Annotated in this window: 9 protein-coding genes; 4 read left to right on the top strand and 5 right to left on the bottom strand. The window is 43.2% G+C overall.

What is annotated here, in order from left to right; translation table 11 throughout:
* Positions 1–33 precede the first annotated feature (33 nt).
* The 3 genes from ACO05V_RS07125 to ilvD form a co-directional block, all read right to left on the bottom strand.
* Positions 34–1,257 carry a PAS domain-containing protein gene (locus ACO05V_RS07125; RefSeq protein WP_421848939.1) on the bottom strand — a complete coding sequence of 408 codons (1,224 nt, stop codon included), beginning with the start codon at positions 1,255–1,257 and terminating at the stop codon, positions 34–36.
* A gap of 22 nt (positions 1,258–1,279) precedes the next feature.
* On the bottom strand, positions 1,280–2,122 hold the full coding sequence (locus ACO05V_RS07120; RefSeq protein WP_421848936.1) for a 23S rRNA (adenine(2030)-N(6))-methyltransferase RlmJ: 843 nt from the start codon (positions 2,120–2,122) through the stop codon (positions 1,280–1,282).
* Positions 2,123–2,216: 94 nt separating this feature from the next.
* Positions 2,217–4,061 carry a dihydroxy-acid dehydratase gene (ilvD, locus tag ACO05V_RS07115; protein WP_421848933.1) on the bottom strand — a complete coding sequence of 615 codons (1,845 nt, stop codon included), beginning with the start codon at positions 4,059–4,061 and terminating at the stop codon, positions 2,217–2,219.
* A 162-nt stretch (positions 4,062–4,223) separates the two neighbouring features.
* Between ilvD and ACO05V_RS07110 the strand changes: the two genes are divergently transcribed.
* A complete protein-coding gene (locus tag ACO05V_RS07110; protein WP_421848930.1) occupies positions 4,224–5,444 on the top strand; it encodes an EAL and HDOD domain-containing protein in 1,221 nt (406 codons plus the stop codon).
* Positions 5,445–6,008: 564 nt separating this feature from the next.
* Here ACO05V_RS07110 and fdxA read toward each other — a convergent pair.
* Positions 6,009–6,332 carry a ferredoxin FdxA gene (gene fdxA, locus ACO05V_RS07105; protein ID WP_012071401.1) on the bottom strand — a complete coding sequence of 108 codons (324 nt, stop codon included), beginning with the start codon at positions 6,330–6,332 and terminating at the stop codon, positions 6,009–6,011.
* Positions 6,333–6,449: 117 nt separating this feature from the next.
* A complete protein-coding gene (gene mutS, locus ACO05V_RS07100; RefSeq protein WP_421848927.1) occupies positions 6,450–9,101 on the bottom strand; it encodes a DNA mismatch repair protein MutS in 2,652 nt (883 codons plus the stop codon).
* A 78-nt stretch (positions 9,102–9,179) separates the two neighbouring features.
* Here mutS and ACO05V_RS07095 point away from each other — a divergent pair, with 78 nt between their 5' ends.
* The 3 genes from ACO05V_RS07095 (at position 9,180) to ACO05V_RS07085 (ending at position 12,605) form a co-directional block, all read left to right on the top strand.
* Complete coding sequence (locus ACO05V_RS07095) at positions 9,180–9,680, top strand: CinA family protein (RefSeq protein ID WP_421848925.1); 501 nt, start codon at positions 9,180–9,182, stop codon at positions 9,678–9,680.
* A 104-nt stretch (positions 9,681–9,784) separates the two neighbouring features.
* Positions 9,785–10,861: a recombinase RecA gene (recA, locus tag ACO05V_RS07090; RefSeq protein WP_421848922.1), complete on the top strand. Its 1,077-nt coding sequence runs from the start codon at positions 9,785–9,787 to the stop codon at positions 10,859–10,861.
* 163 nt (positions 10,862–11,024) lie between these two features.
* Positions 11,025–12,605 carry a hypothetical protein gene (locus ACO05V_RS07085; protein ID WP_421848920.1) on the top strand — a complete coding sequence of 527 codons (1,581 nt, stop codon included), beginning with the start codon at positions 11,025–11,027 and terminating at the stop codon, positions 12,603–12,605.
* The last annotated feature ends 55 nt before the right edge of the window (positions 12,606–12,660 follow it).

The raw sequence follows: 12,660 nt of genomic DNA, 5'->3' as shown, positions 1-12,660 counted from the left end.
AAATGCGGCGTTTTTATTTTTGAAAGCTTAAACCTAGTTAACGACGATTTGTTTGCAAGAGGCTTGTCCATTTTCAACAGCTTGATTTGCGCTGAGGGCCAGCTCTTCTATCGTTTCACCATCTTCTGGAAAGGCTGCGATACCAATGCAGAAATCCATCGGATCAGAGTTACCTTCGAACAAGGTTGATTTCTCATCTTCTGTCGGATTGATGATGTGTTTTAGCAGCGTTTTCGCATCTTTTACGCTGGTATTAGGTAGTAATAACAGCAGTTTGTCTGGCTCTACTCGTGCGAGTACATCGGCTTCTCTAATCTTTTTATAGATATAACGAGCAGAGGTTTGAATGGCAATATTGCGAGCTTCCATCGGGAGTTTGCTTAGGCGCTCGTTGGCATCAAGGTTGATTTTCGCCATGGTTAATGGCGTGTATTGACGCTTTGCCAAGCCTAGTTGCTTTTTAAAGTGCGTCAGCGCCGCGCCACGAGTCAATAATCCTGTTAGTTCATCAAAGGTGGCTTGGTTACGAAGATGTTCTTCTAATGCTTTCTGGTGACTAATATCCACCATGAATCCAATGATCTTCTTGATGCTGCCATCTGGGCCTTTAGTGTAGCTTCTGCCACGCTCTTTTACCCACAGGTAACGCTGATCACCCGTTAGAATACGATATTCAACTTCATAATAATCTTGATTGAGAGCCACATGTTCATTGACGACAGTGGCCAGTTTTTTTACATCATCAGGGTGAACAAGGGCGTGCCATTCAGTTGTTGAACGTGGTGTTTTATCAAGTGGATAATTTAATAGTGTCGCAATGGATTTTGAGCAAGACACTAGATCTGACTCAGTTTCCCAGATCCATAACCCAGCAGACGATTCAGTCAGTGCGAATTTTAGCAGGGTGTTTTCGGCCGCAGAAAGATCCATGTGGTCAGTGTTGTAAACACAAGCCAACACTGTTTCGCCAAGATGGCTCATCTCCAGCTGCATATTGATCAGCTTATCACCAACACGGATTAGGCTTTCACAGCGTTCAATGCTGCCGCTTTTTATTTTGTTGTTAAGTGTTTGCCAGTCGTCAGGAGAAACTGCATCTTCACAAAGAGATTCCCAGGTATCGGAAGGCGTCGCATTAAAATTTTCAAACAAAATTTCAAAATTGCGATTGTATGACATTAGTTTGCCAGTGCTGCTTTCTATTATAAAAGCAGGCGTTGGCATGTACTTAAACGCGAGTTCAAAAGGCGTGTTCATGACGCGCTCCTTTATAATATGTTTATTCTGGGGTTATCCAAGTGACTTGGTAATCCGCTTCATCATCTTCTGCTAGCAGCTTAGTGAGAACAGGCAAAAATTCCTTGGCTTCTTTTTCTAGCGTCCAAGGTGGATTGACAATAATCATACCGCTTCCTGCCATACCGCACTCTTGTTCTGTGTTTCTAATGCAAAGCTCAAGCAAAAGCACATTGCGAATATGGGTTGCTTTGACGGATTTTAATAATTCGTTAGCTTGTTGACGATTTAATACTGGATACCAAATGGCGTAAGTGCCTTGAGGGAAGCGCTTGTAACCGTCTTCTAATGCTTGAACTACATATTGGTAATCTTTTTTTACCTCATAAGGCGGATCCATTAAGACGAATCCACGCTTTTGCGGCGGTGGCAGCATGGCTTTAACCGCGGCAAAGCCATTGTCTTTCACCACATTGGCTTTACGCTTATTTGGGAAAAGCGCCGCTAAAATTGGGTAATCGTTTGGATGCAGCTCACATAAGTGTAGTTTGTCTTTTTGGCGAACGTAATAATCGACAATTTTTGGGCTGCCGGGGTAAAACTCTAAGGTATCTGTTGGGTTCATCTCGCGGACGATGTCTAACAAATCTTCCAATGGCTCAGGAAGGTTGTCTTCGGTTAGCAGTCGTGCGATACCTGAATGAAATTCTTTGTTCTTTTGCGCCTGCTCAGAGTTTAGCGAATATTGACCAATGCCAGCGTGTGTATCCAAATAGAAAAAAGGCGCGTCTTTTTTTATAAAATGGCGACATATTTGACTGACCGTCAAATGTTTTAAAATATCAGCGTGGTTGCCTGCATGATAAATATGGCGATAGCTGAGCATGGTCTTTCCTGTGATGAATTATTGGGTTTTGAATGAAAAAGGCCGCTACGCCTGTATTTGGCAAAGCGGCCTTTTGCGTATTACTTTTTAACGATTAGTCGATTTGACTAATATCACGTACTGCCCCTTTGTCCGCACTGGTCGCAAAGTGTGCGTAGACTTTTAATGCTGGAGAGACTTTACGTGGGCGATCTTCAACTGGCTTCCAAGCGTTTGCGCCTTTTGCGTTCATAGTGTCGCGACGAGTTTGTAGCTCTTCATCGCTAAGCAAAACGTTGATCGAACGGTTTGGAATGTCGATCAAAATACGGTCGCCATTTTCAACCAAACCGATTGCGCCGCCTGCAGCGGCTTCAGGTGAAGCGTGACCGATAGACAGACCTGATGTACCACCAGAGAAACGACCATCAGTTAGCAAAGCACAGGCTTTGCCTAACCCTTTAGACTTAATGTAAGACGTTGGGTAAAGCATTTCTTGCATGCCTGGGCCGCCTTTAGGACCTTCGTAGCGAACGATGACAATGTCACCCGCTTCCACTTTATCATCAAGGATGTTTTTAACTGCTTCGTCTTGAGATTCTGTTACGTGAGCACGACCTTCAAATACAAGAATTGATTCGTCAACACCGGCACTTTTTACAACACAGCCATCAACAGCGATGTTGCCATAAAGTACGGCTAAGCCGCCTTCGAGGGAAAAAGCGTTTTCGATAGAACGAATGCAACCTTCTGCACGATCGCCATCTAGAGAGGGCCAGCGAGTCGATTGGCTGAAAGCGGTTTGCGTTGGGATGCCAGCAGGTCCTGCTTTGTAAAACTCGACAATCTCAGGTGTCGGTGCACGCATAATATCCCATGTCTCTAATGCTTCGAGCATGGTCTTAGAGTGCACTGTGTGACATTGGTTGTGTAAAATGCCCGCGCGATCAAGCTCACCTAGCAAAGCAAAAATACCACCGGCACGGTGTACATCTTCAACGTGGTATTTTGGTGAGTTCGGTGCAACTTTACAAAGTTGAGGAACTTTACGAGACAAGCGATCGATGTCTTGCATAGTGAAATCAACACCTGCTTCACGGGCAATAGCCAACAAGTGAAGAATAGTATTGGTTGAACCACCCATAGCGATGTCTAACGTCATGGCGTTTTCAAAGGCTTCGAAGCTTGCAATGGAGCGTGGTGCCCAGTTTGCTTCATCGTTTTCGTAGAAACGTTTAGTGATGTCTACGATGCGACGACCCGCATCTAAAAACAAACGGCGACGGTCTGAGTGAGTTGCTAGTGTCGTGCCGTTGCCCGGTAAACTTAGACCAAGCGCTTCGGTTAGGCAGTTCATGGAGTTCGCGGTAAACATGCCAGAACAAGAACCACAGGTTGGGCATGCTGAGCGTTCGTATTCGGCGACTTTTTCATCTGTTGCCGTTGGGTCTGCAGCGATAACCATAGCATCGACTAAGTCAAGTCTGTTCTCGGATAGTTTGGTTTTGCCCGCTTCCATTGGACCACCAGACACAAAAATAACCGGAATGTTTATGCGCATAGCAGCCATTAGCATCCCAGGTGTGATTTTGTCACAGTTAGAAATACAAACCATAGCATCGGCACAATGAGCATTAACCATGTATTCAACAGAATCTGCAATCAGATCACGAGATGGAAGGCTGTAAAGCATGCCGTCATGACCCATGGCGATACCGTCATCGACAGCGATAGTATTAAATTCTTTCGCTACACCACCTGCGGCTTCAATTTCACGAGCAACCAGTTGCCCCATGTCTTTGAGATGAACATGACCTGGTACAAATTGAGTAAAAGAGTTGACCACTGCTATGATTGGCTTTTGAAAGTCGTCGTCTGTCATTCCTGTTGCACGCCATAACGCGCGAGCTCCGGCCATATTGCGGCCTGAGGTGGTTGTCTTGGAACGGTATATTGGCATTATTTTCCCCACAGATTTTTTGCTTTGTTTTTCTTTATATAGTTGTTCACATTTAATGACTCCATGTTACCAAGATTATTGACTATGCCCAATGGCAATTTTTAGGCAATATTGAGACACTGTATAAATCAATACTGATACTTTTATTGAAACGGAAACGATATGGTCGAAAATGTACTATTAGCCCACTCTAATGTTGCATTGGCAAGGCAGCCAATAGTAGACAGTCACCTTGCTGTAATGGGGTATGAACTTCTTTATCGTAAAAATGCGGTTTCAGTACAGGCAGATGTCATGGATGAGGTTGGTGCAACGGCTCAAGTAATAGCTACCAGTCTTTTTGAGCTTGGTATGGAACACTTAGTTGGAACAAGTAAGGCGTTTATCAATTTTCCTCGGGCGTATTTGTTAAGTCACAGTGGCATGCCTATTAACAAAGAAAATATCGTGGTTGAAGTGCTGGAAGGTTCAGGCTTTGATGCGATGTTGTTGTCATCTTTACGCCGCTGGGTGAAAGAGGGCTGTTCTATAGCATTAGACGATTTTGTGTTTGATAGTAAGTTAACGCCCTTTATTGAACTGGCTGATTACATTAAATTGGATATATTAGTTCTAGGTCATGATGACTTTCATAAGCAAGTTGAAGCGCTGAGAGGCTTTGACGTCAAGATTATTGCTGAAAAAGTTGAGACCTGGGAAGATTATCAATTTTGTCGTTTGTTGGGTGTTGAGTATTTTCAAGGCTACTTTTTTGAAAAGCCTGAGTTGATATCTAGTAAAGCCTCTAAAGTGAACAGCATGACACTACTTCAGTTGATGTCGTCGCTGTTAAATACTTCGGTTTTAAGTATTGATGAATTAGAGCGAATAGTCAGTCAAGACGCCGGGTTAGTACATAAGCTACTGCGCTATCTAAATTCCCCGGTAACGGGCTTAGTCGCTTCTGTTGATTCAGTGCGTTTGGCGATCATGTTGATTGGTGTGGAAAAACTCAAATCGCTCACAAATTTGTTATTAATGTCAGAGATGGTAGGTGATAGACACGTTTTACTTGAGCAAATTATGGTGCGAGCAAAGCATGCTGAATTGTTTGCTCAAAGTCGAGGTTATAACAATCAGGATAAATATTTCCTAGCCGGAATGTTGTCGATGATTGATGTTTGCACTGGCATGCAGCTGGATGAGGTGCTTGGTGAGTTGCCTTTGCCGAGTGAGTTTATCAATGCCATAGTTCACCGATCTGGAAGAGTGGGTAACACTCTTGATCTAGTCGAGCATTACGGAAACGGCCACATGATAAAAAATGTCCAAGACTTGGATGATCTGAAAAAGACCTATTTAGATGCGATTAAGTGGACAGATGAGTTCCTCATCGCCGTATGACAATTTATGTTTTAAATGAATAAACATGTTTTGTAGTCCTTTCCTTACATGTCTGTAGGCGTTTCCCGTTTGTTGTGTGGCTAAATGTCATTATTATTTTTGATTTCGATATAAAATATTGATTTTAAAAGAAATTATTTAAAAAATAATCGTTTTCTGAAAAGTTGATTTATATTTTTTAGCTGGTAAATTGTGTCTTATCCAAACGGAATTCATGGATGAAGAGCGCATGAAGTGCTTTATAAGATGCCATTGATGGTGTTGAGGATTGAATCGGATGTTCAAGAGCAATGGACTGTTCTAAGGAATGACATGGTTTGATGGAATGCACTATGCGTAAGGATAGTTTGGAGGCTTCATGATGAAGCAAACAATGATGTTTTACTCATCGGAAGAGTTGCTTAACAGGATGTGAGCAAAAAGCAGGGTCGCCGTTTGGCGCCCTTTTTTTGCCTAAAATTTGTTATTGATCGATTTTTATCGGTATAAAGTTAGGCATAAAAAAGCGACTCTAATAGTCGCTTTTTTGCATTTTGGGCTTTTTACACTTGGTACGACATTAAATTAGCGCTCTAGATGCTCTAATTTATCTTCAACACCATCCCACTGCGCCGCATCAGGAAGTGCGTCTTTTTTCTCTGCAATGTTCGGCCAGATCAAAGACAAATCTCTGTTCAACTCTACGAACACTTCTTGGTCTTCTGGCAATTCGTCTTCAGAGAAGATGGCATTGGCAGGACATTCAGGTTCACACAATGCGCAGTCGATACACTCATCAGGGTTGATGGCTAAAAAGTTAGGGCCTTCGTAGAAGCAGTCCACAGGACAAACTTCAACACAGTCAGTGTATTTGCAGCGAATGCAGTTATCGGTTACGATGAAAGCCATTCGACTTCTCCTTACAAGCTATAAAAATGATTGCGCGCTATTTTAGAGGTATAGGCCATTTCGCGGCAAGCAACAATCGTCATTAGTCTAAATTTATCTGCTATTAGCTTATGCCCACTACAGCTGAGACTTCAGTTTGTAAAGGGCATTAATGGCTTCTAGCGGCGTCATGTTGTCTAAATCTAGTTCTTCAATGGCATTTTTCAAGGCATTTTGTTCGGCCTGAGCAAACATATCCACTTGCTGGGGTTGATACTCACTCTTGTTTTCTTTGGCCAAGTGCGGCTTGGTTTTAGCTTTGGTTGAACTTGAGTCTGTTTTCGGTTCTATGGTGCTTGTATCAAGGTCAATGCCAGTAACGACTTCCAGTTCTTTAAGCTTTTGCTTAGCGTGCCCAATAACATCACGAGGAACGCCTGCCAGTTGCGCAACTTGTAAGCCATATGATTGACTCGCTGGGCCTTCATGCACCTTATGTAAGAAGACGATTTCATCTTCGTATTCAGTCGCCGTTAAGTGAACGTTGGCCGCGTTTTCTAATTGATCTGCTAACGTGGTGAGCTCAAAATAATGCGTTGCGAACAAGACGTGACATTTTAGCTTATTGGCTAAATAGTCGACGGCTGCCCAAGCCAATGATAAACCATCAAATGTACTGGTGCCGCGTCCGACTTCATCCATCAAGACTAAGCTGTCTTTGCTGGCGTTATTGAGGATGTTTGCCGTTTCTGTCATTTCCACCATGAAGGTTGAACGACCGCCGGCAAGATCGTCAGACGAGCCCATGCGAGTAAAGATTCGATCGACCACTGAAATAGACGCCGATTCAGCTGGAACAAAGCAGCCAGTATGAGCTAATAGCGTAATCAAAGCGATCTGGCGCATATAAGTCGATTTACCGCCCATGTTCGGACCAGTAATCATCAATAATGAGCGTTTGTCATTCAGGTCAAGATCGTTTGGTATGAAGGGTTCTGAAATGACCGATTCCACCACAGGGTGACGGCCGCCGACAATTTGAATGCCGCCACGATTGTGTAACTCTGGGCAGGTAAAACTCAGTGCGTTAGAACGTTCCGCAAAGTTATTCAGTACATCAAGTTGTGCCAAGGCTTGGCTGGTGGTTTGTAGTTCGCCTAAAATCTCATTAAGCTGTTCTAGCAGTGCGTCGTAAAGCTCTTTTTCTCGAGCAAGAGACTTCGATTTCGCGCTGAGTGCTTTGTCTTCAAAAGCTTTTAGTTCTGGCGTGATAAAACGTTCAGCATTTTTAAGCGTCTGGCGACGAATGTATTCCACCGGTGCTTGATCGGAATGCAGACGACTAATTTCGATGTAATAACCATGAACTCGGTTAAAGCCGACTTTTAATGAGCTGATGCCTGTACGGGCCTTTTCGCTGCGCTCCATTTCTGCAAGAAAGTCTGTAGCATTGGTGGATAACGCTAGAAGCTCGTCTAATTCTTCGTCGTAGCCTTTGGCAAAAATACCGCCATCACGAACAACCGATGGTGGGTTTTCGACAAGGGCTTTGGCCAACGTCTCGGTGATAGTGGGTTGCGCCAGAATGCGCTGATTAAGCTCTTGTAAGCGTTCAGATGTTGCGTTTGCCAGTAAATTGTTTATTTCTGGTGCAGCTTCAAGGGCAAATCGCAGACGCAATAAATCTCTCGGACGGGCAGAGCGTAAGGCAACTCGTGACAATATACGCTCTAAATCACCGACTTTTTTAAGCGGCGCTTCAAAGGCGTCATAGCTTTGGTTTTGCTGTAACTCAGTGACGACTTGTTGACGAGCCTGAATTTCGTTTAGATCACGAATCGGCGTGTGCAGCCAACGTTTTAATAAACGGCTGCCCATTGGTGTGGAGCATTTATCTAGCACTTCGACTAAGGTGTTGCTCGTGCCGCCAGTAAGGTTGATATCGATTTCTAAGTTACGTCGAGTTGCGCCATCAATCAGAACCGAATCGTCTTTATGCTCAACCATGATGGATTGAATGTGTGGTAAAGCCGAGCGTTGCGTGTCTTTAGCGTATTGAAGCAGTGCGCCAGCGGAAGCAATGGCGGCCGTTAACGCTTCACAACCAAAGCCAGATAGATCCTTGGTGTTGAATTGCTGAATAAGTTGGCGATAGCTGGATTCATAATCAAAATGCCAAGGGCCAAGCTCAGCGACACCTTTTTCTAGCTTTAGCGTAGCTCGTGCTGGAAAATCTTCAGAGATCAAAATTTCTCTAGGCGATAAGCGTTGTAGTTCACTTGATAGGGCTTCATGACCATCGACTTCAAATAAACAAAAACGCCCACTGGCCATGTCTAAATAAGAGAAACCAAAAACATCGAGGCCTTTGCGTGATTGATGAGCAAGGGAAAGTAGAAGGTTTTCGCGTTTCTCTTCCAGGAATGCTTCATCACTAATGGTGCCTGGCGTGACGATGCGAGCGATTTGTCGCTCCACCGGACCTTTGCTGGTGGCTGGGTCGCCCGTTTGTTCAGCCACAACCACTGACTCACCCATGCGGACCAAGCGTGCAATGTAGTTTTCTGCTGCATGGAAGGGGATGCCAGCCATTGGAATCGGCATGCCGCCAGAATGACCGCGAGCGGTAAGTGTAATATCAAGCAGCTGAGACGCGCGTTTAGCGTCGTCGTAGAAAAGCTCGTAAAAATCTCCCATGCGATAAAATAGCAGCTGGTTTGGGTGCTGTGACTTAAGGCCGAAGTACTGGCGCATCATCGGCGTATGATTGTCTGCTGGTGTTTTACTCATTCGGGAAGCTCGATTGTGATCCAAAAAATAGAGGGGTATTCTACGGGATATTTTCCTAGGATTTAAGGGATAAAGATAATGAATCAAATGCAAAAAATGACACAAGCAGCACAAATAGTCGGCGAGCTCTTACAAGCAAGAAGATTGTTGCTGGTCACGGCTGAGTCTTGCACTGGCGGGTTGATTGGTGCGGTATGCACGGAAATAGCTGGTAGCTCATCATGGTTTTTTGGTGGTGTGATTAGCTATGCCAATGAAGCTAAGATGCGTGGTTTGTCGGTAAAAGAAGAAACGCTATCATCCTTTGGTGCCGTGTCTGAGCAAACAGTGAAAGAGATGTGTGCTGGTGCCTTACAATTAGGTGGTGACATTTCTGTGGCTGTTAGTGGCGTGGCTGGTCCTGGGGGCGGCTCGCCAGAAAAGCCAATAGGTTGTGTTTATATCGGCTGGCAATCGCTCGGACAAGAAGCCAAAGTTGAGCGATTTCAGTTTTCTGGAGATCGTCAGGCGGTAAGAGAAGCTACTGTTTTGGCGGCATTGAATGGCATTGAAGAGATGCTTAAAAGCGGTGAAAAATAATACTGTTTTTATATACAGTATTTCTTGAGATTACCCAAAAAAAACGATAGAGTTACCCGCAACGACAATTAGTCACAACGAAAAGTAGCCACAAGGATTTCATTATGTCATCTATTGCAGACAACAAGAAAAAGGCGCTGGATGCAGCGCTGTCTCAAATCGAGCGTCAATTTGGTAAAGGCGCCATCATGAAGATGGGCGAAGGTGCCAAGCTTGATATTGATACGGTTTCTACTGGATCGTTAGGTCTGGATATTGCACTTGGTGCTGGTGGTCTTCCTTATGGTCGTATTTGTGAAATCTACGGACCAGAGTCTTCAGGTAAAACAACTTTAACACTAAGTGTTATTGCAGAAGCTCAGAAGCAAGGTAAAACCTGTGCCTTCATTGATGCTGAGCACGCGCTTGACCCTTCTTATGCTGAAAAGCTGGGCGTTAATATTGCGGATCTTTTGATCTCTCAGCCAGATACGGGTGAGCAAGCACTTGAAATCGTCGATATGCTAGTACGTTCAAATAGCGTTGACGTTATCATTGTTGACTCGGTAGCAGCTTTGGTTCCTAAGTCTGAAATTGAAGGCGAAATGGGTAGTTCTTCTGTTGGTGTTCAAGCACGTTTGCTTTCTCAAGCAATGCGTAAATTGACCGGTTCTATCAAGAACGCCAATTGCCTTGTTATCTTCATCAACCAAATTCGTATGAAAATTGGCGTGATGTTTGGTTCTCCAGAAACGACTACGGGCGGTAACGCACTTAAGTTCTACTCTTCTGTCCGTTTGGATATTCGTCGAATCGGCTCAGTGAAGCAGGGCGATGAAGTGATTGGTAATGAAACCCGCGTTAAAGTAGTGAAAAACAAAATTGCGCCGCCATTTAAACAAGCTGAATTCCAAATCATGTACGGTGCTGGTATTTACCGCATGGGTGAAGTCATTGACCTAGGTGTGAAGCAAGGCTTTGTTGATAAAGCGGGTGCTTGGTACGCTTATAATGGTAATAAGATTGGTCAGGGCAAAGCCAATGCTGCTCAGTTTTTAGCCGATAACCCTGACATGGCGAAAGAAATTGAAGCCAAGATCCGTGAAGATTTATTACCTAAAACTGTTAAAGCAGATGGTAAAGCTAGCGGCAAAGAAACCGACGTTGAAGCAGACGAAGAAGCAGAACAACTAGATTTCTAAATTCTTCTAGCAAAAAGAACATTTTTTAAAAGCAGGTCTTGTACCTGCTTTTTTTGTTTTTGTGGTGAGTGCGTTAAAAAATGTAGGTTTGATGGTTTCTTAAAGCATATCCTTCTATGATTATTTCTTTTAATAATTTTGCATTAGATAGGGCAATCACAATATGTTGATTTGGCAATGGGGACTTATTGCATCGAGTGCACTTCTGTTTGTGGTGTTTATATTTGTTTTGTCGCGATATTTTTCTCTGAAGAAAAAAGCATCGGAACTAGGTGTTGATGATGAGGTTGCACCAGCTAATTTGCATAATGGTCAGCACGATGTCTCAGAAGAAGAGAAAAGGCAGTGGCTAGCCTTGCTTGAGCAGCAACGAAATATATGCACTCAGCTTCTTACTGAATTGCCAAAATCTGATTTTCAAGGTCGAGCTGCGTTGTCTTGCTGGGCCATTTTTTTAGATGTTGAAATACATATTATTGAGCATTCTGTGCCTAATGCGAAAGTGTTGGTGCTGTTAGAAGCATTCAAAAGCCTTTTGGATAAGGTGGATCGCGCACAAGAAATTGATGCGCTTTTGAAGTCATTAAAAGTGAATCAGTCTTTGTTGCGAGAGTTAAATAAAATCATTCAGAAAACGGGTGAAAAAGTATTTGCCCAAGTGAATGTCACATCTGAATTGAATCTACAGCTTGTAAAGCTACAAGAACAGTTAGTTGCAGAGGTGCAATTAGACGAGTCGCTGGCCTTGCTTCGATCTGAAATGGCGAGTATGTATGAATTTGCTGAGCGATTGAAGCTGCATTTAGCTGAAGTAAAGGAAGAAGGTGATAATGCCCTTTATGTTAATGCTTTAGAGGAGTATTTGAGCAGTGCAGATCAGTCTGATTTTATTCATTCTGTACGTTCAGAGTTGGATGATAAAGTGTCTGATCTAAAACAATTGGCAGCTTATCAAAAAACAATTATTGCTGATTTAAAAGAGCAATTTCGTAAAGTGAAAATGGATCATGAGGGAGACGGAAAACACATTGGTGTTTACAATATCTCTATTGTTCGGTTAGAAAAGGCTCTTTTGGAAAGTAGTCGTGTGGTTAAGCGTTTAGAAGGGAAATTAGACAATTTACAGGCAATTAAATACAACCTTAATATCGATGTCATTAAGCGTGATGAGGCTCTAAAACAGAAAAAAGCATTACTTGACGAGCAAGAGGGAGCTGTTACGCCAAACATGGACATATATAGTGTTATAGAAGAAGAGCGTAACGCTATGAAAAATATGGAGGATTTGCTTTATCAGGGCTCTTTTACTGAAGAGTCTGATGCTTTTTCCAATGAGCAGGCCTCAAAGTTAAGTTCTTTACGTTTAATGGTGAATGAGTCTGAACTGTATGTAGAAATGCTCGAGCGAGATTTGGACAAAGCACGAGATTTGCGTGAGAATCTTGAATACAAGTTGCTTCATCCTGAAACTACCAATCAGGTTGTTAAAGATGATGTAGATGTTTTAACCAGCCAAGATCAAGAAGAAATTGAAAACCTTCGAGAAATTAATGAAGAACTTGAAGAAGAGCGCAAGCGTCTAGAAGCAGAGTTATTTGATGGGCAAGATCAATCCAACGAGTTTGAAAAATTGCAGAAAAAAATTGCTGAGCTTGATGGCAAAATAGAGTCAGTTCAAAAAAACTATGTTGAAATGGAAGAGCGCTATTTGACCGCACTCATGGCCAAAGAGGATAACTCATAATATCAAATTTAGAGAGCTGTCAGATCTGGTCTCAGCCAGTGCAGATCTGATTTTA

Source organism: Marinomonas sp. (genome assembly GCF_965225885.1).
Classification (GTDB): Bacteria; Pseudomonadota; Gammaproteobacteria; order Pseudomonadales; family Marinomonadaceae; genus Marinomonas.
Note: the sequence above shows the minus strand (reverse complement) of the source record. Positions and strands in the feature narration are given on the sequence as shown.